Genomic DNA, 22,155 nt, shown 5'->3' with positions numbered 1-22,155 from the left:
CTGAAAAATGTTGCGGGTCTCTGACTATAATGGCATAGAGTTCGTGGGCGTTTACACCGTGGCCAACGAGGCCATGGCCCTTTTGCCTAAGGACTCGGATGATCGTTACATAGATGACATCTCCACGGCATTGGTCGTGAAATGCTCTCAAGGAACGATAGCCAGTACCAATTTGATCGGCGCCCTAGTGGCTATGAACTCCTATGGAGCGGCGGTCACGTACTTCGCCACAGATGAAGAGATCAAAGCCTTTCCCGGTCTGACCGTTGTCCGGCTGGAGGATCGCCTCAATGCCTGCGGTAATAACATCCTTGTTAACGATAACGGCTGCCTGATCAATCCGGAAATGAGTGATAAGACAGTTCGCGAGCTTGGGAGGATCTTCAACGTGGAGGTCTTCCGAGGCACCGTGGCCGAACAGAACACGGTAGGCTCGGTCTGCAAGGTCACCAATAAAGGATTGATATGCCATCCCGCCTCCAGCGAAGATGATCTTTCAATGCTGAAACGCATATTCAAGGTGAATCCGAAAATAACCACCTTGAACTATGGTGCTCCCTACGTCGGATCGAGCATCGTGGCCAACAGCAAGGGTGGAGTCGTAGGTTCCCGCAGCACCCCTATCGAACAGGGACGAGTGGAAGAAGCGTTGGATATCATATCGTGATCTTACTGGGAAAACACCCAGTATTCAGTTTTTTCAGGCAGTTCGTCGAGTTCGAAATCAACCTCGTTCCCGACGCGTATGACCTTATCTTCAGGAATTCCACGCAGGAACTCATCAACGGTTTGTATCGACAAAGATAGTCCCCCGACACGAAAGTGCATGGGTATGGCGATCTTCGGTTTCACGGAAAGTACCAGTTCTCGCGCTTGTTGACCATCGATGGTGAAAGTTCCCCCGACAGGTATGAATAATACATCGACCGGACCGATCTCCTCGATCTGGTTATCGGTCAGCGGATGTCCGAGGTCTCCAAGATGACAGAACCGTACCCCACCAATGGTGAATTGGAAAAGAATTACCCGGCCGCGCTTCTCCCCTTGCACATCGTCGTGGAAGGCGTTGATCCCGCGTATATCGACACCTTTGATCTGCCTCGGCGCCTTATCCTTGACGAGGACGTAATCCCCCCTAACTACCCGGATAGCGTTGTGATCGAAATGATCGTGACTTATGAGGACAATGTCCGCCCGCAGTGATGGTGGCTTGACGCCGATGGAACGACCGTCATGCGGATCGATCACTACAGTCGCTGAATTACCGACCTCGAAGCATGAGTGCATGTGCCAGATGAGCCTCACGTGAACGCACCTAATCCTCAGGGAAGAACCTTGCACCACAAGAGGGACAGGTTTTCTCGTTCTTCTCCACAGACTCATGACATTTTGGACAAATAAAGACCTCCCCTGAAATTTTTCGTTTCAGCGACGGATAAGTCATTATCGCTCCAAAGATTATCAGGACCGATGATACGGCGCCTGTGCTCAGACCCCCCAATTTATCAAAGGATCCGAGCGCGGATAATGTCAAAGCAACAAAATATAGCGCGGTTCCGATGACGAGCACGACCATGGCCTTCTGAGCACTGATATGAAATCGTGATCCAAGAGAACGTATTTCGCCTTGCTTTTTCGGTAAGTACCTCGGGAGGATCGCCGCCTGTTCAGTTTTGGTCTCCCCAGTAACTAATGGGGCGGGAGTTTTCCTCTTTGGCGTCGCATTCTTATGTGTCGCCACCTGTTGTTCGACAGGGATGCGTTTTTTCTCCACCGGAACGACCGTAGGTTTTACAGAATCGATTACCGGTGAGGCCTCGGTTATCGGCTCCTCCACGATCTCAAGTTGCTCGACCGAAGGGATCGAAATTTCATCCTTGCTAACCACTTCATACACCGTAGGAGGTTCCTTCAGCGGTTCGATGGTCGGCTCCTCCACGATCTCCTGTGGTTCGGGGGTCTTTATCACAACCGGTGCCAGTACCTCCTCCACGATCTCCTGTGGTTCGGGGGTTGGATCGAGTTCTTTCAATTCCTCGACGATCTCATCGAGACCTTCGATAGCCTTCACCTCGACCAATTTTATCGATGGAGTTTCCTTACGTATGATGGTCGATTCGATACGTCGGGAAGTATTGTGATCCATTGTCTTGGATTCTCCCAACCGAGTGAGAGATTCAAGATCTTTGACATGGGATTGCCAATCGTCACTGATGGTCAAGGATTGCCCGCAGAAATCACACTGCTTGGCGGTTGGTTTATTACGTAACCCACATTTAGGGCATTCCTGAAAACCAGGTTTCCTCTCCATCTCAGTGACGGATACCTCCCTCCCTAATTATATTCTTTTTTACCTGGATATAAGAAAATGATATAAACGATGACCTAAGGGAGCCTCGTTTTCAATTGTTCTATCACAATTTTAATATAGAAGAATGCTGGATTGATATGTTAGATGAAGGTACTGATCCTCAGCGTCGATCGGGACGACGATTTTGGTAAGAAAGCTGGGCTAAACAGCCCCTTCATTGGTCGAGAGGAGAACATCAATGCCGTTATGGCATTGGGTCTCAAGGACGCCGAGGATAGTGATGTCAACACGGTCCTGGCCGCTCTAGGCATGTACGATGAGATGCTGAAGAAAGGCGAGGACGTAGAGATCGCTACGATCTGCGGGGACGTGAAGGTCGGTTACGAATCGGACCTGGTCCTCACCACGCAATTGGAGAACGTCCTGGAGGTCGTCAAACCGGACCGTGTCGTCCTGGTCAGCGATGGAGCGGAGGACGAGTTCATCTATCCCATGGTGTTCTCAAGGGTCAAGGTCGATTCCGTTCGTCGTGTCTGGGTAAAACAGGCTCCGACCGTGGAAGGAACCTACTACATCATCATGAAGATGCTGCAGGACGATAAGATGAGGAAACGGGTCTTCACCCCGCTGGGATTGGTCCTGACAGTTCTTGGTTTTTTCAACCTAGTGCCTCAGTTCATCGAACTAATGCAGCAGAACGCCAATATTCAAATTGTAGCGAGCATGGCATGGGGCATGATCAGCCTCGTGCTTGGAATATACCTGATATCTTTTGCATATAAGTTGGCGGAACGGATCGATAGTTCTTTCAGGCGCTTTACAGAAGGGGTCATGAACGGAAGTCAGATGATCCCCTTCGCCATTATGGCGGCCATCTTGTTCTTCGCAGGCATATTTTTTGCCTGGGACTCGCTAACAAGGGATACTGAGTCAAGCACCCTATCCCTACTATTGAAAACATCAAGCATCCTCCTTTGGATGTGGGTTTTCGCCTTCTTCTCCTACCAGACAGGAAAGTTCATCAACCATTATCTCTCGTTCGGCAAGATATACAGCACAAGTCTGATAGTCAGCACCAGCCTGTTCGCTATCGCCTTCATTCTTCAAGCGTCATTTGACCTGGCGACCCTTATCTTCGGATACCCTAATTACGGGGAATACGTCATATTTCTGCAAGTGATGATCGGATTCCTATTGGGGGGTTTCAGCGGCCTCATTAACTTGAACCTCAAAGGATACGCGCGCAAGCTCTCACCTGAGGTTGAGGGGGAGATCGAGCCTCAACAGTATCCTGAGGCTTAAGAATGGAATGGGCTCGTTGGAAGCCGATATACCTTGATATTCTGGCTGATTTCGGATATGACGCTAGAGCGGATGCGAGGTCAGCGACTGTCCTTGCGAAACTTGTTAAGGACAGACAAGTAGTGAATTTTCGTACGATTGTCGATTGTTTGGGAAGCCGAGTGTCGATATGTGGAGCGGCGGCATCATTAGAACACGAACTGAGCAGAATGTCAATTGATGACACGCTCATCTCGGCCGGCTCGGCCACGGGAAGAATGGTGCGACAGGGGATCTTGCCAGATATCATTGTTTCCGATCTAGATGGCGACGTGCAATATGAGATCGAGGCTAGTTCGAAGGGAGCGCTCATCTTTGTGCACGCTCATGCGGACAATATTGAATCGATCGAACGTTATGTACCGATATTGAAAGGCCCTGTTATTCCAACGGTTCAATGCCAGCCTTTTGGCGTTGTATATAATTTTGGAGGATTCACCGATGGTGACCGGGCTTACATGATCGCCCGTCATTTCGGGGTCGAGAACATTCGAATGATAGGTTGGGATTTTGATCGGCCTTTTCCCAAGGAAGGTAGTGACCTCTTCATAAAGAAGAAAAAACTGATGTGGGCGAAAAAACTGATCAACGATTTTTAATGCTCTTTTTCGAATATTGCTAATTATAAACAATGGATGAAATAATATCTTTTTGAAAATTTATTCATATTGCCAATAATTGATACTTATTTACCATCATAATGACAATAATATTGGCTAATTGTTGGATAACAAACAGTTCAAATTGTTCAAAAAAGTAGTCCCTATTTCACCTTACTGGATACCTTTTTCGAGGGTCTAGAATCGACAAAGGTATTTATAGCAACAAATTGCATACAAACGTCAATCTCCCAGTCATTTATTATCACAGGGAGAAAAAGGAGGATTGAGAATGGAAGGAAGTGAAATCAAACCTGAGGCCGCGGCCAAGGGTGGCATGAACATCAAGTTAATAGCCATTATTGTAGTGGCTGTACTAGTTGTCGCCGCCGTGGGTGCCGTGTTGCTGATGGGTGGAGATGAAGAGCCCGAACCAGAGGCTACGAACTGGTTGGATAAGGGCTTTAAACTTGAACTATTCTATAACTCAGGGAACGACGTCAGGGCCTTAGCCTGCCAATTAATGAAGCAGGGGCTTGAGTCCTTGAACCCCGGTAAGATCGAGATAACCGCTACCGGAGTCGAGTGGGCCCAGTACCTTGAGCTCAGGAAGAACGGAGCCATGCCTGCCATGTTCCTTGGATGGGCCCCCGACTACGCTGACCCCGATAACTATGTCCAGCCTTTCTATCATTCATCTGGAACATATGCCAGCATGATAGGATACTTCAACAGCACGCTGGATACCATGATCGTCGAGGCTCAGTCTATTCTGAATACTACTGATAGGGCCGCAGCATACGAAGATATGGAGATGGACATGTACGAGGATTGCGTCTTCATTTGGACCGCTCAAGCGACCCAGTTCCATGCTGAGAGGTCTTGGATCAGCGGCTATTATTTCAACCCCATGCAATCCGGTCTGATATACAACTCATTCGATAAGCCAGATGTTGCTCCAGCTGGAGCCCCATCAAGCTACGATGGGGACACTTTCGTCATGGCCACCATAGATGGTAACCCAGAGAGCTTGGACCCCGCTGTAGGCTACGAGACCGCCGGTGGAGAGATCATGCAGAACGTCTACGAGAACTTGATCTTCTACAACGGTACCTCCGCATCCGAGCTTATACCGGTTCTAGCAACTGAGGTTCCTACCGTTGATAACGGCGGTATCTCCGCCGATGGTCTTCAATACATCTTCCATCTGAAGGAAGATGTGGTGTTCCACGACGGTACCGATATGACCTCCGAGGACGTGAAGTACAGCCTGGCCCGCGCGCTAATGCTGAACGATCCTCACGGACCGGTCTGGATGTTAGGACAGGTCACCATACCCGACTACTATGATTATGACCAGGGTTCCTACAGCGCCGATAATTCAACCTTCACCCCCGGCATCCCCGCTGATGTCATAGATGATGCCATATGGGCATCGGACGACTACACCATACAGATCAACCTGACCAGCGCCTACCCGGCCTTCCTATACGTGATGGCCTACAACGTTGGCGGTGTAATTTCCAAGGACTATGTGGAGTTGAACGGAGGTATGAGCTACGATGGTTACCTGTACATGTATAACCACATGTGCGGAACCGGTCCCTACGAGTTCGTCGATTGGCAGTCCAGCGATTATATCAGCATGGTCCGCAACGACGCATACTGGGACGAGCCCGCAGCTATAAAGAACGTCATCATCCGACAGGTTGCTGACGCCGCCACCAGGATCCTGCTGCTGAAGGCTGGAGACGTCGACTGCGCAGCCATACCCAGGTTCCAGAAGGCCGATGTCGAGGGTGTTGCAGGAATCAACATCACCCAGGGCATAGGTACCTTCAACGTGGACTTCCTGGGTCTGAACCAGGCTCTGAACCTGACCGCCCTGCCCAACCCGGAAAAGACCAACGTACCGATGGATTTCTTCGCCGACAAGAACGTTAGGCTGGCCTTCGCTCATGCCTTCGATTACGCAACGTACATCGATTCAGGTCTGAAGGGCACCGCCATACAGCCAAACGGTCCTATCCCGGAGGGTATGTTCGGTTATTCGGCGAATGTCCCGTTATACGACTTCAACCTGACCAAGGCAGCCGACTTTTTGAAGGCTTCCGATGTTCCGGCTGTTGATGCGGGAGCTGGCGCCGACACCGTGTTGGATATGATCATAGCCAGGATCGAAATTTAAACCCCTTCCCATTTTAATTTTTTTATAAACCCATTATCTAAATGAAAAAAGCCGATCAGTAATGAAATCCAGGCAAGCGGGGTTTGAATCTAATGAGGTTGCTCAATTACATAATTAGAAGATTGCTGTTGCTGATTCCAGTTCTTCTCGGGGTCTCGATAATCGTATTCACACTGACCCGAATAACAGGCAACCCTGCGGCCGCTTATATTAACGAAAAGATGAGCCCGAGTCAGATCGCACAGGTCTTTGAAAGATACCACTTCGATGAACCTATCTGGACCCAGTTCATTTATTGGTTACAGGGGGTCATCCAAGGGGATTGGGGCTGGTCCCGGACCGCTGGTCTGCCAGTCACCGATGCCATTTTAAAATATTTCCCAGCCACGTTCGAATTGACCATCGTCAGTATCATCATTGCCGTTGGGATAGGCATATTCCTGGGGATGAGATCGGCCGTTCGACGTAACAAACCGTTCGATCACGTGACCAGAGTGGTCTCTTTGTTAGGTGTGTCCCTGCCTATTTTCTGGTTGGCATTGATACTTCAATTTGTTTTCTATTACCAATTAAAATTGTTCCCTGCAGGTGGACGTTACGATATATCGTTCATAGTTGAAGGGAACATTCCACGTTATACAGGTTTTCTGCTGATCGATTCCTTGTTGATCGGTAATTTCGATTTGTTCTTCAATGGAATATATCATCTAATATTGCCCGCGGTCACCTTGTCGTTCGGCACCATTGCCATCGTTACAAGGATCATGCGCAACAGCATGCTGGAGGTGCTTAATCTTGATTATATCCGAACAGCTCGGGCCAAAGGTCTGAGCGATCGTTCGGTCATTTGGAAGCATGCGAGAAAAAATGCCATGATACCTACTACCACCGTGATAGGGCTAGCTTTCGGAGGTCTGCTGGGAGGTGCGGTCCTGACAGAATCCATATTCTTTTGGCCAGGCCTTGGGAAATGGTCGGCCCAATCGATCAGAGTACTGGATTCCACGTCCGTCATAGGTTTCTGTCTATTGGTGGCCTTCATTTACGTTATAGTGAACCTTGCAGTTGATGTCATGTACGCCTATCTTGACCCAAGAGTTCGTCTGGGGTGAGCCTAATTGAAGATAATTAAGAATAAAGGGAAGAGTTCCGGGAAAGCACGATCACAGAAGGTGCGCCCCAATAAGCCTGGATCGGCATCAATGACGGCCCTCGGATTGGGTGGGCTGTCGCAAGAATTGAGACCCAGGATAAAGGAGCTGAAGAACTCTCTAGGTCTCATCCGAGAGAACATCACTGCAATGATGGGGCTCATTATGGTCCTGAGCATAGTCCTTATTGCATTATTTGCACCCTTCATCTCCCCTCCGGGCCTTGGAGACCCGATGGTCATCCCCAAAGATTTTGGAGACCCTCAGCCACCTGGAGCTCCTGGTCATCTGCTTGGAACAGGAAAATGGGGTGCGGATATGCTCTATGGATTGGTGTGGGGTGCTAGAACCTCAATTACCATCGCCTTGTTCGTGGTGTTCACAGCTATGATAGTAGGCATCATGCTTGGAGCATTGTCCGGATACTACGGGGGCAAGATCGACGATTTAATAATGCGCCTGACGGACGTTTTCCTATCCTTACCAGCACTGATATTGGCCATGGCCATAGCTTCCATCTTGGAGCGTACTCTGATCAATCTTATGTTGGCATTGATCATTGTTTGGTGGCCACCATATGCCAGATTGATACGGGCACAGGTGCTGTCGGTCAAGGAGAACACCTACGTCGAAGCAGCTAGGGCGATAGGTGCTAGCCGTAATCGCATCCTGTTCAAACATATCGTACCAAACTCCCTCTCACCCATTATAGTGAGCGTGACCATGGACATGGGCTCGGTAGTACTGGTCGCTGCAGGTCTAAGCTACATAGGTTTCGGTGTAGAGACAGGATATGCCGAGTGGGGACGTATGGTCTCCGATGGTCAACAATTCTTCCTTAGCACCGTTTATTACCTGGGGGAACCGATCAATCCCTGGTGGGTGGTCGTCTTCCCTGGTACTATGATATTACTGTTCACTATGGGCTTCAGCCTATTAGGTGATGCACTGAGGGATATTCTCGACCCGAGATTAAGGAGGTAAAGTAATGGACGAAGACACCATATTACAGATAGAGGACCTTTACCTCAATTTCTATACCAAGGCTGGAGTGGTAAAAGCCATTGATGGCGTCACATTGTCGATCCGTAAAGGTGAGACGTTCGGTCTGGTAGGAGAGAGCGGTTGCGGCAAGAGCGTAACAGCCAACTCGGTAATGGGATTGATACCCACCCCGCCTGGCAAAATCGAGAAAGGGGCCATCAAGTTCGTCACACCTATCGAACTGCTCAAAAAGATCGGTCAACGTAAGGAAAATGTCATGGATAGAATGCTCAATAAGATCGGTCGACGACGCGTAAAGAACCGAACGGAGCATTTATCCCTGGACAACCAACGCATGGTCAACATTCTGAAGTTAGATAGGAAGGACATACGTTTGATACGGGGTAAGGCCATATCCATGATCTTCCAGGAACCGATGAGCGCCCTCAACCCTGTATTCACAGCCGGGGATCAGATATCCGAAATTATCTTATTGCACGAGAAAAAGGAGCTGGCCGAATCCGTGCTCAAGAAATTGGATGAGGAACGCAAGCGTGATGAGACCTATACAAAGGTGTCCATGAAGAACGGCGATAAAGGAACCTTTCACTGTTCCAGCTGCAATGCGACCGTTCAGGAGGACCAGACCGTTTGTCCCCAATGCGGCGGTAGTTTCGTTCGTCGTACCTTTAGGAAAATGGGTGGACCGAGATACTCGTTCTATAAACGGATCTATACTAAAATGAGCACCAACCCGGATGCATTACAATTCGTATTCATGTCCAAGATACCCATAATGAGGAGGTACCAAAGGCCGATGAAGATGGAGGCCAACGCCAAGGCACTGCGCATGTTACGTCTGGTCAGGATACCCGATCCGAAGAACGTATTGAAATCCTACCCCCATGAATTGAGCGGGGGCATGCAACAGAGGGTCATGATCGCAATGGCTCTTGCCTGTAAACCGCAATTGCTGATAGCCGATGAGCCTACCACCGCCTTGGATGTGACCATACAGGCCCAGATACTGAAATTGATGCAGGAGCTACAAGATGAGATGGGGACGTCCATTCTCATGATCACCCATAATCTGGGGATCATAGCCGAGACCTGTAGCAGAGTGGGCGTCATGTACGCGGGAAACATTGTGGAAATGTCGGATAAGGCCAGCATATTCAAGGAGCCGCTGCATCCGTACACCCAAGGTCTAATGAACTCCATACCCAACGTGGCCGTTCAATTGACGCGACTGGAGACCATTCAAGGAAACGTGCCTAACCTCATCAAACCACCCGGTGGATGCCGGTTCCACACCCGTTGCCCATATGTCATGGAATATTGCAAAGTAAATAAGCCAGAGAGTAAGGAAGTGAGGCCCGGCCATCTAGTGGCCTGCCACCTATACAACGGAGGTGGGTCAAGTGGATGAGATCTTGATCGAGTGCCGGGGGATGAAGAAGCACTTCCCTATCCGCGGCGGACTTCTTAACCGCAGTATAGCCAGCGTCAAAGCCGTTGATGATATCAACCTGGTCGTCAAAAAGGGGGAGACCGTCGGCCTCGTGGGAGAAAGCGGTTGTGGCAAGACCACCGCTGGCCGATGCATGCTCATGTTAACCAAACCGACCAGCGGACATGTCTATTACAAGATGCCCGGGAACATCAGAGAGGAATTGATCGATCTGGAAACGGAACTGGGCGATACTATCAATGGCACTAGAAAAAGGGGCCGGAGGGGCAGGGCATTAGACCCACGCCTCCAATCGATCCTGGACCGATATGCCCTGGACGTCAAACCTGATGACGAGCTGCGCCGCTTGAGGAAGGACATGCAGATCGTTTTCCAGGACCCATACTCGTCCCTGAACCCCCGTATGCTCATCAAGGATATTTTGGCAGAACCACTAGTTGTCCATGGCATAGGGCAAAAGAAGGAGATCACTGAAAAAGTGGCCATGATGATGGAGAAGGTCGGTCTTGGACAGGACCACATATACCGATACTCGCACGAATTTAGCGGAGGGCAGAGACAACGGATCGGTGTTGCCAGGGCGCTCATGCTGAATCCCGATCTGGTGGTTTTGGACGAACCGACCTCGGCCCTTGATGTTTCAGTGCAAGCACAGATACTGAACATGTTGAACGACCTGCAGATCGATTTCAAGCTCACCTATATCTTCATCTCCCACGACCTAAGCACCATTCAGTACATGTGCGACCGGGTCTGCGTGATGTATCTGGGAAAGGTGGTCGAGTCGGCAGAGAAGTCCGAGCTCTTCAAACACCCTACACACCCCTACACCGAGGCATTACTGAGCTCGATACCCGTCCCGGACCCAGATGTGCACCACAACCGTATCCTACTATCGGGGGACGTACCTAGCCCGGCCAATCCTCCAAAAGGATGTCGGTTCCATACCAGGTGTCGCTACCGAGAAGCGATCTGTGAAGATGTCGAACCAAAATTAGAGGATAAGGGCAATGATCATTTCGTAGCCTGTCATTTCCGTTGATGTACATGGCTAAAAAAAGGGTCATCATAGTCACCAATGAAGAGGAAGATGAGGCCGAGCCATTACATTCCAAACGGTCCATGCAGGCCTCCATCCCCTGGTCCGAATGGACCAAAATTTACTTCCTCCGGTATTGGTACATCATTGTCTGTGCCTTGGTCGACACGTTCGTTCCTTTGGAAGTTTACAGGGTGATAGACGAATCATACGATTATGTAGCGGCATTCCTATTACTGGCCGTTCTTATCCCGGTGCAGGTGTTCATCTATTTGCGCCTGTGGGGAAAGGACGGTCTTTGGAGTCCGGTCGAAATTGAGGAATGATTCATAATTACTGTTTTTAAAAGTCAGTTAATTTATATTTCTACCACGATTTGGCTGATGGAGAAGGTAATTGACAGTAGTAAGTATGGAGGAAGTAGTAAAGGCATTATCCAATACTATGGGTAAGAAGGGTATGTCCCTAGAGGACTTGGAAAAGCTTGCTGAGTACATCCTCTCCTTTTTCGGTTACACTGACGAGGTCATAGACAACCGTCTTACCTCGGAAGATCGCGATGTCTTCTACATGCTGGAGGAAGAAGGTTTCCTCACCACCACCCAGGAGGAGGTGCACCTTAAGAAGGGGAAGCTATGGCGTATTCATTACTGGATCTTGAAAAAGGACCAGATCAAACGCGTGGCAAATATTCCCGACGAAGTTCCCCTGGACCCTAACGACCCCAAAACCTTGTATACAGGCATGGCAGAGGACGTGTGGGAGATCCGAGAGCGTTAGGTATTTTATACCCAGGCTCTGTTCCTGCCAAATGATGTACGAAGACCTGCTGCTGGTCCTGTTCGCTATTATCGCATTCATTACCTTTGTGCGAATGGCTGACCGAAGGGGATGGCTCAAGAAGTATGGCATGAGCGCCTACGGGCCATTTCTCATGTGGAGGACCCAAGGTGGCAAGAACTTCATCGATCGGCTAGCCAGACCGAAGCGGTTCTGGCAATATTATGCCGTGGTTTCCAAATGGCTTTGCTTAGTGGTCATGTTCCTAATGATGGCGTTGTTGATCTGGGAAGCGACCATCGTCTATCGCATTCCTGCAGAGAGCGCTCCCGGTCCGGAGATGATCTTGGGCATACCGGGCATAAATCCGATCATCCCCTTGTGGTATGGTATACTGGGTTTAGTGGTGGCCATCGTAATTCACGAGTTCGCCCACGGGATCCTCACACGCGTGGGAGGCATGGCCATCCGCTCCATGGGAGTTTTACTTCTCATCGTGCCTATGGGGGCCTTCGTGGAACCGGACGAGGAAGCTCTAGGTAAAGTGGAAAAGCGTAAACGTATGAACGTTTACGCTGTAGGACCGGCCACGAACATCATCGTAGGTCTGGTATGCGCCCTCATATTCTCATCAGCGATGATGGCCAACGTCGAACCGATAAGGGATAATCCGATCGTGATAAGTGTCAGTAACGACGGGCCAGCCGACATGGCGGGATTAAAGTTCGGAGCTCAGATCGTGGAGATAAATGATGTGGAGATCAGTTCATATGAAGATTTCTCATCCTATAACGCTCCAGACCCCGGGTCCAAGGTCAACGTCACCTATTATTTCAATGATGAGATATCAACAGCAACGATGACGTCCGGGGTGGTACTGACCACCATATCTGCGGGATATCCTGCCGATGACGCTGGAATGAGGTCCGGGATGATGCTCTATTCCCTCAACGATACCGTGATCATCAACGAGAATGGTCTGGTGAACGTACTGAAACAGACCCATGGTGGTCAGACGATAAACGCCACCGTTCTTTCATATGACGAAAATGTACAGGATTATGTGGTCGATACGTCCGTCACATCGATCACTTTAGTTAGCCGGCTGAATTACTACGAGACCGTAAGTCCAGCATCAATTAACGACGATTTCCAAGACTACGGGTTCATGGGCATTAACTCAGCATACTTGGGGGCCGGGGTTAACAGCCCCGAGGTGATCGTCGAACTTTTAGCAACCCCGTACAAGGGGGCTGATGATCTCAGCTCGATAATCGCGTCATCCCTTGGATATATCGCCCTCCCGTTCCAGGGACTTTCCCCGATACAGAGCCCGGTCACCGATCTGTTCGAAGCCTCGGGAATATGGGGAGCCCTGCCGGTGGATATCTTCTGGATCCTGGCCAACAGCATTTACTGGATATTCTGGATAAATTTGATGGTCGGCCTTACCAACGTACTGCCGGCTGTACCACTGGATGGAGGATTTCTCTTCCGCGATGGTATTGATTCGATTGTCAAGCGTTTCAAGGGGAACGCCTCATCGGAAGAGAGGACGAAGTACACTAATACGATCACCTATCTGCTGGCGATGTTCGTGCTGTTCCTGATCGTCTGGCAGCTCATTGGACCGAGATTGTTGGGCTGATCATGGACAGCATACCAACGCGATGGGGAAGGGGTCCCTTTCAGCGTGGTTGCACTCCGAGCATAGCTCATAGTCCAAGGAACGAATGTTCTGATAAGGATCGTAGATGGCTCCGCAATCCCGGCACTTCATGAATACGACAAAGGGTGGTTTGAACTGGTTGCATTCGATCACCCTGCCTTGACTAAAAGAGTTACAGTTCTTTATCGAGCAATTATCGCAAAGGCTTCGCCTACGAATGTTGATCGCACGATGCTCGGAGACCTGTAGATGCACCATGTGCTCAAACTCCAGTATTACATTTCTGTGTTAACGATACATAATACTTTTCAAGAACCCTCCCAGATCGCCTAAGAAATGACTGAAGGGTTCACTATTGAACATTGATCGTGAAAAGGATGACATTTGCTCTTTATCGGTAAAAATAAAAAAAAGAAAAAAAGAGGTGGGTGGAGCCCGACCGTTTCTCGTTCAAGAGATGTTGTTGCGTGTCCTCTCTTTCAATTCTCCCAGCTTCCCCTTGTTCCAACCAGAGGTCTTCGAGAAGAACCCAGTGACACGGGTGATCCCTTCGACGTTTGGCGAGTGGCAATAGGAACATGTATCCCTAAGTCCCCGGGCGGTCTTACCGCAACTGAGACAGGAGGTGAACTCCGGGCTGAAGGCGATCTGCGAGTTCTGAGTGTGCTTGAAGGTTTTAATCACGAAGGCAGCCAGACTCTCCGCGGAAGGCTTGTGCTCCCCCAACCAAACGTGGGAGAGCGCCCCCGCCTCTATCAACGGATGGAACAGGCCCTCGGCCTTCACTCTCTCGATGGCGCTGATCTGTGCCCCCACGTTGAGGTAGGTGGAGTTGGTGTAGTATATCTCCCCGATGCTCTTGTTGCCACGGATGACCGTCGGCGCCTGTAGCGGGTAGTATTTCATGTCTAGCTTGGCGAAACGGTAGGCTGTGCTCTCGGCAGGGGTCTGCTCCAGAGGCATCTTGATACCATATTTTTGACCAATGACCTCGGAATATTTTTTCATGACCGAAATGACCTTGAGACCGAACATGGTGGCATTTTTGCTCTCGTGCATCTGCTCGCCAGTATGGTATTGGACAAGTTCGTTCAGTCCGACCATCCCTATGAGGAAGGATGCTTTGTTGAAGCGATAGTACTGTTCCCCATCCAAGTTCATGGTGAGCAGCGCCAGCGGACCGTATTTACCCATTTCCAGCAATTTACCAATAAATTCGCGCTTCTGAAGATGCGCTTGGGCGACCAGTTCGATCCTTTCCTCCAGCAATTTGAAGAGCTTCTCATCGTCCTGGTGAGCTTCGTAAGCGATGCGCGGCAAGTTGATGGTGACGTTCTGCATCGCGGAGTACCTCATCTTCCAAGGTGTCTTCGCGTCGTTCAGATCGTTATCGTCCAGTTTAAAGGTCAAACGGCAGCATTCGGATATCTTGGCGGTTCCCCCGCGATCGAACACGAAATACGTGTTGCCCTTCTCAGTAGCGGTGTTGCATATCTTATTTAGGAACGCTTCGTGCCCTTCGGTCTTGAAGAATTTCTCAGTCATGTGCACGTTCGGTTTGGGGAAGAAGAACGGCCGCCCCATGGCATCTCCTTCCAAGTATACATCGAACAGTGCGTTGACGAATCTCTGACTCTCCTCGGCATAGTCGCCGTAGACCTTACCGGTGAACTGACCATTAGGCCCGATGGCATCCACGTTCTGGAAGTGGTCCGGTACCTCCCAATAAAGGTTCAGGTCGCTGAATATGGACTGCCCACCACGGGCGACGGCCTGTTGTGCGAACTCAAAAATGAGTATCTGAGCCAACTGCTTCATGCGAGCATCGTCCACTCCAACCAAGTATGGAGCGAGGAACAGGTTGAAGGCGTCCCAGCCAATAGCTCCAGCGAAATTGCCTTGCAAGGCGGCTGAGAACTTGACCACCTGCTCGATAAGTACCTCTGGATGTTTGGCCGGTTTAGCGATGGATATGGCGTTCGGCAGGTTGAGGCCGAACTTCTTCACGTATTCTATTGATTGACCGCTGCAATAGGGACGATCGATCATGCCTAGGTCGTGAAGGTGGATGTCCCCTCGCATGTGTGCGTCTGCCAGATCTTGAGAGAACACCTCTAACAGGGCGAACTCCTTCTTTATCTGCTCTGCCAGTGTTAGATTGGTGGCTTCTGGCCCATGAGGAACGTTTGCGTTCTCCTTGTTCGGGCTCATAATGATCTGTCTGGCGTCATATAAAGGCACTCCCAATCGGGTGTGCTGCCTACGGATCTTGGCTAGACCATACTCTACCAACTTAGCATTGGTCAATTCACGAATGAGTGGGGCGGTTATGACATCCAGCTGTAGTTCCCCAATAAGCTTCTCCACCTCCCGGGCTACGATGGCGGCGGCATCCTCGCTGATATCGGTCTCTCTCATCAGAGCCTCGAATATCCGACTTTTATCCCATTTCTTGATCTCTTCGTCTGAGGTTCGAACGAACAGGGATAATTCGGTCGACTCTCTATCGCTTATCAGAGTCGTTCCTGTTTCGGTTGACGCTCGTACGTTCCGGGGGGCTTCAGAGCTTTTCATCATCTCACGTTCTCTATTATTAAATGAAAAAGAGGGACCTATTTAGATAGTCCGTTCACTTCATTCAAACTTGGGAATATGTCATTCCGTTCTTAGGTTTAAATGAATTTTTGCACTAAATCTGTAACCAATTAACACCTGTCAATCGTGTTTGGAAAGGTATATTATTACCATATCTGTTACCATATCTGTTCATATATGTTTCATCCAGACCGCGATCTTAGGCAGATTATCATTACCATATTGTCTGAAGAAGGAAGGTCTATAAGCTACCTCTCACGAGAGCTGAAGAAAAGAGGTTATGATATGCATCGTTTGACCTTGACCGGTTATCTAAGAGCGATGACAGATCTTAACGTGCTCAAGGAAAGGGATGTCCCTCCTGCGAAAATATATACCCCCATAGTCGGAAAAGAGAGGGACATTTATATCAAGGTAGCAGAACAGGCGAGATCCATTGTTGGAGACAAGAACGCGGAATTGACCCTGTACACCTTATACAAACTATTCAAGAGACCGATATTCAAGGAAGAACTGGAAAGAGCAAGAGTATTGGATGCGTCACCCGGAATTCAAGCACGAGAAGAAGAACTTTCTGAAGCTCGTAAGTTCATGATCAAGGCGGGATTCAAGATACCGACCAGTAGTAAGGCCTATGTACCATCGAACAACGAGCTTGAAGAAGAGTATCAAAGTTTGATCGTTCAAATTGTCGTTATCGATACCGAGGCCACTTATTTGGTCAGGGAAACTAAACAAACGAAACTGGAGTTATGATTTACTGGAAATAATGTATAAATCTACAAATGTTATATCGGGAGATATGGACCTGAATAGCCTGGTCGAGGGTTTGAAGAACTTCCCCGGAGTGACCAGGAAGAAAAGCATATCAGCTATCATCAATTTCTTCCCAAAACAATCGTACACCAAGATCCTTGCTTCCTATGGAGAGGATGCCGCGGTGATCGAGCAGGGAGGAAATCTACTCTTATTGGCCGCCGATGGTATCATGCCGGCACTGATGCGCACCAATCCGTTCTATGCCGGATACTACGCAGTTCTGGTCAATATTCATGATATTGCAGCTATGGGTGGAGTTCCTATAGCTATGCTGGACATATTATCCGTCAAGGACAATCGCGTCTGCTCTCAAGTAATGAAAGGAATGGAATCGGCTGTCAAAAAGTTCGGTGTACCTATTGTTGGCGGCCATACCCATCCAGATTGTGATTACGACGCCATCGATATCGCCATCATAGGAACAGCAGAGTTTGGAGAGGCCATCTTTAGCCACACGGCCCTGGAAGGGGACGATGTCATCGTGGGTATGGACCTAGATGGCTTCTATCCCGACGCACTACCATATGCGTGGGACACCACCTCCAGGAAGGAATCCCCCATACTGAGACGACAAATGCTCATAATGAACAAGATCGCCAAGCAAGGGTTGGTCCACTCGGGCAAGGATATCAGCAATCCCGGTACCCTTGGAACACTGGGCATGTTACTTGAGACCAGTGGAAAGGGAGCGTTGGTCGACTTGGACCGCATACCTCGACCTGCGGGGGTGGAACAGACGCAATGGTTGAAATCATATCAAGGCTGCGGTTACGTCGTCACTTGTGACCCCATCCACTCACAGCGCATCATCGAAATGTACGCATCGGTAGGTGTCACCAGTTCTATCATCGGTAAGGTGGACGGTGGAAAACAACTTATTGTGAAGCAGGGAGAGCAGAACGCGGTAATGTTCGATTTTGATAAGGAGATCATCACCGGTTGCAAACCAACATCCACCGTCGGTTGGGAATCCGTAGAGCTTGGGAAATAAAAAAAAGTGCTAGGCGACGGAGGTTGCCGCTCGAACCGATAGAGGTTGTCCAATCACTGACTCAGCCCCGCTCCCCTTCGAGCGTAAGTAATCCGTGGTAAGGCTGTTCCCGTCAGGGCCTGACCCGTTCCCCACGATCAGAGCAAGGTGTGCCGCCCTCCAGCTGCACCGCGATGCTGCCACCGACCCCGTAGGACAGGGCCTCAGCGCCAATGATTAGGCCTCTAACGCTCCGGATACGACGTCCCCCGCTGTCACCCCCGCATATCGACGATTACGGTGTATAAGGACACGCCGACCGTCCCGGTCTAGCCTAGCGGATGCTCTTATCCATCGAGCGTATTTAAAAATTCTGCACGTCCGGCGATAAATAAGGGGATGTCCAACACTCCTTCTGAAGAATTAAATAGTTTATTAGTTATTCACAAACATTAATTGAGTTTATTATCAAATAATAAATTCATATGTCAAAGAGCGTGGTCATCTGGTCGAAGATAGAACAGTAGACCGCCCCGAGGCGGTGTTGGAGGCGCTGCGAGAAGGACGATCTCATTTCGACTTCCGTCCGGAAAAAAGGAGATTGCTCGCAAAGGACTTGGTCAATGCTACCCTGGGCGTGCTCCTCATTATCGCAATATGGTGGATATTGGCCGAGACCATGATTTCCCTGAGGGGTGTGGCCTTCCCCACCCCACTGGAGGCGTTCGCCAGCCTGTGGCAGTCCTTGGGCGGCGCAGAGGTGAACGGGGAGAACATCTACGCGCACGCCCAAGCCTCCTTGTACAGGTGGGGGCTGGGTTACGTTATCGCCCTTGTTCTCGGGGTAACCATAGGACTTTTGTTCGGCACCTTGAACCGACTGCACGATGTCGGTATGGTCTCCATATACATCCTGCAGATGATCCCCGGTCTGGCCTGGATCCCCATCGCCATGCTCATTTTCGGACTGGGAGAATCGGCGACGGTCTTCATCATTCTGGTCACGGTCCTACCACCTGTGGTCATCAATACCGCCGGAGGCATTCGTCAGGTCCCACCGATCCATACACGGGTCGCTCTCATGTCCGGCAAGGACCGTCTTTCCCTATTCACGAAGGTCCTCATTCCCGGCGCGGCACTTTCGATCATCACAGGCATGCGCCTAGGCCTGGCCAACGGATGGAGGGTGCTCATAGCCGCGGAGATGGTGGTTGGTGTGGCTGTCGGACTGGGCTATTCCATATTCCAGTCCAGATACAATTTGGATTTCACCGCGGCCTTCGTCAGCATCATCGTCATCTGCTTGATCGGCCTGACCATAGAAAAGCTCCTGTTCGTGAAGTTGGAGGACCTGGTACGTAACCGCCTGGGATTGGACCGGGAGGACTGAACATGCTTGCTTCTCTTCGTCACGTCTCGAAGGCGTTCGTGAACCCACGTACGGGCAAAGGACTGGTGGCCCTGAACGATGTCTCCCTGGACATCGAAGAAGGTGAGTTCCTATGTCTCATCGGCTCCAGCGGATGCGGCAAGAGCACCACCCTCGACCTATTGGCTGGATTCGAGACGCCAACGTCGGGAGAGGTTCTCTTCAAAGGAGATGAGGTCAGCGGTCCCTCTCCCAGCAGGGGTGTGGTCTTCCAGGAACCTAGCCTTTACCCCTGGATGACCGTGTTGCAGAACGTTACCTTCTCCCTGCAAAATGTTTGGGGAGGCCGCCGAGAGAGGGAGGCCAAGGCCCTGGAATACCTGAGATTGGTAGGACTGGAGGAATTCTCCCATGCTAGACCGAACGAATTGTCAGGGGGGATGAAGCAGAGAGTGGCGATCGCCCGTACCCTGGCCATGGACCCGGACCTCTTGCTTATGGATGAACCGTTCAGCAGCTTGGATGAACAGACCAGGCGAAAATTGGACAATGAGGTGCTTAACATTTGGAAAAGGGAGGCCAAGACAGTGGTCTTCGTCACCCACAGCATCGACGAGGCCTTGATACTTGGAACCAGGGTGGTGCTAATGTCCACCTCCCCTGGTCGTATCAGTAAGGAGTGGAAGATAGACATGCCCTGGCCAAGGAACCCTTCCTCCCCGGAGATGGTCAGGTTAAAGGAGGAAATGATCAGATGTCTGCAGGTGTGCTCCTGCGCCCAGAGCGCCCCCAGTGTTTCGTTCATAAATTTTGACAAGGTGACCTAAGATGGTACAACGAAAATATCTGACATTATTGATAGGGGTCGTAGTGATCATATCCGCTTTGGGTGCGGCCTTCCTGCTACTTCCCCCCTCGAAGGGCGATATGGACATTACCATCGCCTATTCGGAGAAAGTAAACTACGAGACGTTGATCGTGGCCAACGAAGAAGGCATGTTCGCCGATCATGGATTGAACGTCAGCACCAAACTGGTCACCGGCGGCATCCTGGCGGCTGAGGCGCTCATCACCGGATCGGCCGACCTAGCGGCCATGGGCGATGCCCCGGCGGTGCAAGTGATCACCAAGGTCACAGGTGCTAAGATCGTAGCTCGTTTCATAGGGGCAGCGGGGATGCATCGCATCATTGCCTGGAACCTTATCCTTGAGCCTAAGGACCTGGAAGGAAAGAAGGTCGGACTGCAGGAGACCTCCAGTAGCCATGGGGCTTTCCTGCAATGGTGCGAGGTGAACGGGGTGAATGCGGACAACATCACCATTGTACCCATGGCCCCGTCCAACATCCCAGAAGCGATGGCCTTCCACCAGATCGATGCCATGGTGGGTAGCGAACCTTGGGCGGTGAACACCGAGAACCTTTGCGGGGACGATGTGCACGAGTTGGGCAACTCCTCAGGATTGGGGAGCACTTTCCCCATCGTGCTGGTGGCCTCGGAGAAGGCCTTGAACGATAGACCGGAAGCCATAAAAGCGGTCGTGAAGGCTTTGGACCAGAGCAATCAGTTCATAATGGAGAACTGGGACGACGCCATGGAAATATGCGCCTCCCGAACCGGCCTCTCAATCGCTGACCAGTCTCGCTGCAGTGCAATGCAGTTCTTCGAGGTCGGTTTTAACGAGACCGACGTGCTCAGCATGAACATGACCGCCCAGGTCCTTCTGGACTTCGGGAAGATAACGGCCTTACCGGATGTTATGGCGCATGTGGAGCTGAGCTTCCTGCTGAAGGATTGAGGTATGAGGCAAATGAACGGAAAGGAAAGGTTCCTCACCTCCCTGGGACGAAGGACGCCGGACCGGGCGCCGATATTCCTCAGGGACCTGACCTTGGGATTGGATGAATCGGGACTTACCACTCCCGAGGTTTGCGCCGGGATGTACGATGCGGACAAAGCATCCCGTTCGATCATCGCCCTGCAACACCGCTTGGACCAGGATGCGGTGGTGGGATGCATCCATTACGTAGGTATGGAGATCGAACTATTGGGCGGCCAGGTACGGTTTCCGGAATGGGGCATACCTAGCGTTGTGGTGCATCCATTTCAGAGCACCAACGACCCTTCCTTCGATCTCTTGGACCTAAAACGGGATGGTCCATTCCCGAACGTCTTGAAGTGCTACGCGCAGGTGGCTGGATCATTGGGCGATACCACGGCCGTGGTCTGCAACCTGGAGGGACCGTTGACCAAGGCGGCGTTACTCCGCGGGATAGAAAATCTGGCCTTGGACATGCAGTTCGATCCTGGGCTGGCCGGGGAATACGTTAACTACGCTACCGAACTGGGTGATGAATACCTGCGGGCAGTGGATTCCGCCGCATCTCTGGACTGCGCCTTCATTGCCGCGGCCTCTGATAATCCGGACATTTTCGGGCCGGAGGCTTTCCGAACCTATACAATGCCCGGCCTGGCCCGATTGAACAGGACCGCCAGGGTCCTTGCTCTTCCGACGATATTCCACCCGCACGGAGATATGAGCGCTAACGCGAACATCTCATTATTGGACGATATCCTAGCAACGGGGATCGCGGGTTTTCAGTTCGCCGAACGGAACGATCCTCGGAAATTATTGGATCTCATGGGAGGCAGGATCGCCCTCATGGGGGGAATAGACGCGTTCTCCACGCTTCTGCTTGGTCCCGAGGAGAAGATCATCGATGAGACGGAGGCGTACCTCCATCTTTTCCAACCTTGGACAGGATATGTGTTCATGTGCTCCTGCTCGTTGCATCGGGGCATGCCACTGGAGAACGTGGAGATCATGATGCGATGCGCCAGAAATTATGGGGTTGAGAAAGGAATATGAA

At 50.6% G+C, this 22,155-nt stretch carries 21 protein-coding genes and 1 other RNA gene; 17 read left to right on the top strand and 5 right to left on the bottom strand.

The window, feature by feature from the left end; genetic code table 11:
- The first annotated feature begins 7 nt into the window (after window positions 1-7).
- Window positions 8-667 (top strand): translation initiation factor IF-6, encoded by a 660-nt coding sequence (locus tag VMW85_06780; protein ID HUT27730.1) that lies wholly within the window; start codon window positions 8-10, stop codon window positions 665-667.
- 2 nt (window positions 668-669) lie between these two features.
- Here the strand turns inward: VMW85_06780 and VMW85_06775 are convergent, their stop codons facing one another.
- Window positions 670-1,305 carry an MBL fold metallo-hydrolase gene (locus VMW85_06775; protein ID HUT27729.1) on the bottom strand — a complete coding sequence of 212 codons (636 nt, stop codon included), beginning with the start codon at window positions 1,303-1,305 and terminating at the stop codon, window positions 670-672.
- Window positions 1,306-1,315: 10 nt separating this feature from the next.
- Window positions 1,316-2,071 carry a zinc-ribbon domain-containing protein gene (locus tag VMW85_06770; GenBank protein HUT27728.1) on the bottom strand — a complete coding sequence of 252 codons (756 nt, stop codon included), beginning with the start codon at window positions 2,069-2,071 and terminating at the stop codon, window positions 1,316-1,318.
- 384 nt (window positions 2,072-2,455) lie between these two features.
- Between VMW85_06770 and VMW85_06765 the strand changes: the two genes are divergently transcribed.
- The 10 genes from VMW85_06765 to VMW85_06720 all read left to right on the top strand — a co-directional run bounded on the left by VMW85_06765 (window position 2,456) and on the right by VMW85_06720 (window position 13,512).
- On the top strand, window positions 2,456-3,613 hold the full coding sequence (locus VMW85_06765; protein ID HUT27727.1) for a DUF373 family protein: 1,158 nt from the start codon (window positions 2,456-2,458) through the stop codon (window positions 3,611-3,613).
- 2 nt (window positions 3,614-3,615) lie between these two features.
- A complete protein-coding gene (locus VMW85_06760; protein HUT27726.1) occupies window positions 3,616-4,251 on the top strand; it encodes a 6-hydroxymethylpterin diphosphokinase MptE-like protein in 636 nt (211 codons plus the stop codon).
- Between the two features lie 292 nt (window positions 4,252-4,543).
- Window positions 4,544-6,439 carry an ABC transporter substrate-binding protein gene (locus tag VMW85_06755; protein ID HUT27725.1) on the top strand — a complete coding sequence of 632 codons (1,896 nt, stop codon included), beginning with the start codon at window positions 4,544-4,546 and terminating at the stop codon, window positions 6,437-6,439.
- Between the two features lie 92 nt (window positions 6,440-6,531).
- The gene (locus tag VMW85_06750; GenBank protein ID HUT27724.1) at window positions 6,532-7,551 is read left to right on the top strand and encodes an ABC transporter permease; all 1,020 of its coding nucleotides are present in this window, start codon (window positions 6,532-6,534) and stop codon (window positions 7,549-7,551) included.
- Window positions 7,552-7,677: 126 nt separating this feature from the next.
- The gene (locus VMW85_06745; protein ID HUT27723.1) at window positions 7,678-8,574 is read left to right on the top strand and encodes an ABC transporter permease; all 897 of its coding nucleotides are present in this window, start codon (window positions 7,678-7,680) and stop codon (window positions 8,572-8,574) included.
- A gap of 4 nt (window positions 8,575-8,578) precedes the next feature.
- Window positions 8,579-10,003 carry an oligopeptide/dipeptide ABC transporter ATP-binding protein gene (locus VMW85_06740; GenBank protein ID HUT27722.1) on the top strand — a complete coding sequence of 475 codons (1,425 nt, stop codon included), beginning with the start codon at window positions 8,579-8,581 and terminating at the stop codon, window positions 10,001-10,003.
- Window positions 9,996-11,087, top strand: a complete 1,092-nt coding sequence (locus VMW85_06735; protein HUT27721.1) for an oligopeptide/dipeptide ABC transporter ATP-binding protein — start codon at window positions 9,996-9,998, stop codon at window positions 11,085-11,087. The genes VMW85_06740 and VMW85_06735 overlap by 8 nt, the downstream gene beginning before the upstream one ends.
- Window positions 11,087-11,410, top strand: coding sequence for a hypothetical protein (locus VMW85_06730; GenBank protein HUT27720.1), 324 nt, complete (start codon window positions 11,087-11,089; stop codon window positions 11,408-11,410). Before VMW85_06735 ends, VMW85_06730 begins: the two co-directional genes overlap by 1 nt.
- Before the next feature lie 70 nt (window positions 11,411-11,480).
- The gene (locus tag VMW85_06725; GenBank protein ID HUT27719.1) at window positions 11,481-11,864 is read left to right on the top strand and encodes a DUF6015 family protein; all 384 of its coding nucleotides are present in this window, start codon (window positions 11,481-11,483) and stop codon (window positions 11,862-11,864) included.
- A 31-nt stretch (window positions 11,865-11,895) separates the two neighbouring features.
- Window positions 11,896-13,512 (top strand): site-2 protease family protein, encoded by a 1,617-nt coding sequence (locus tag VMW85_06720; protein ID HUT27718.1) that lies wholly within the window; start codon window positions 11,896-11,898, stop codon window positions 13,510-13,512.
- Here the strand turns inward: VMW85_06720 and VMW85_06715 are convergent, their stop codons facing one another.
- Both VMW85_06715 and nrdD read right to left on the bottom strand, forming a co-directional pair.
- Window positions 13,513-13,791 (bottom strand): hypothetical protein, encoded by a 279-nt coding sequence (locus tag VMW85_06715; protein HUT27717.1) that lies wholly within the window; start codon window positions 13,789-13,791, stop codon window positions 13,513-13,515. It abuts the gene before it with no gap.
- A gap of 192 nt (window positions 13,792-13,983) precedes the next feature.
- Window positions 13,984-15,951: an anaerobic ribonucleoside-triphosphate reductase gene (nrdD, locus tag VMW85_06710; protein HUT27716.1), complete on the bottom strand. Its 1,968-nt coding sequence runs from the start codon at window positions 15,949-15,951 to the stop codon at window positions 13,984-13,986.
- Between the two features lie 399 nt (window positions 15,952-16,350).
- Here nrdD and VMW85_06705 point away from each other — a divergent pair, with 399 nt between their 5' ends.
- Both VMW85_06705 and VMW85_06700 read left to right on the top strand, forming a co-directional pair.
- Window positions 16,351-16,884, top strand: a complete 534-nt coding sequence (locus VMW85_06705) for a hypothetical protein (GenBank protein ID HUT27715.1) — start codon at window positions 16,351-16,353, stop codon at window positions 16,882-16,884.
- Window positions 16,885-16,930: 46 nt separating this feature from the next.
- Window positions 16,931-17,938 carry a methanogenesis marker 2 protein gene (locus VMW85_06700; protein HUT27714.1) on the top strand — a complete coding sequence of 336 codons (1,008 nt, stop codon included), beginning with the start codon at window positions 16,931-16,933 and terminating at the stop codon, window positions 17,936-17,938.
- 7 nt (window positions 17,939-17,945) lie between these two features.
- Here VMW85_06700 and ffs read toward each other — a convergent pair.
- An RNA gene (ffs, locus tag VMW85_06695) (signal recognition particle sRNA) lies at window positions 17,946-18,257 on the bottom strand.
- Between the two features lie 276 nt (window positions 18,258-18,533).
- On the opposite strand from ffs, the gene VMW85_06690 reads away from it, so the two are divergent.
- The 4 genes from VMW85_06690 to VMW85_06675 are packed head-to-tail and all read left to right on the top strand — an operon-like array spanning window position 18,534 to window position 22,154.
- On the top strand, window positions 18,534-19,307 hold the full coding sequence (locus VMW85_06690) for an ABC transporter permease (protein HUT27713.1): 774 nt from the start codon (window positions 18,534-18,536) through the stop codon (window positions 19,305-19,307).
- A 2-nt stretch (window positions 19,308-19,309) separates the two neighbouring features.
- Entirely contained in the window at window positions 19,310-20,113 is an 804-nt protein-coding gene (locus VMW85_06685) for an ABC transporter ATP-binding protein (GenBank protein ID HUT27712.1), read from the top strand.
- Window position 20,114: 1 nt separating this feature from the next.
- Window positions 20,115-21,083, top strand: coding sequence for an ABC transporter substrate-binding protein (locus VMW85_06680; GenBank protein ID HUT27711.1), 969 nt, complete (start codon window positions 20,115-20,117; stop codon window positions 21,081-21,083).
- A gap of 12 nt (window positions 21,084-21,095) precedes the next feature.
- Entirely contained in the window at window positions 21,096-22,154 is a 1,059-nt protein-coding gene (locus VMW85_06675) for a uroporphyrinogen decarboxylase family protein (GenBank protein HUT27710.1), read from the top strand.
- Window position 22,155 lies beyond the last annotated feature (1 nt).

The sequence above is a fragment of the Methanomassiliicoccales archaeon genome (assembly GCA_035527755.1).
Taxonomy (GTDB): Archaea; Thermoplasmatota; Thermoplasmata; order Methanomassiliicoccales; family UBA472; genus UBA472.
The sequence above is the reverse complement of the archived record's forward strand: the minus strand, read 5'-3'. Positions and strand labels throughout refer to the sequence as shown.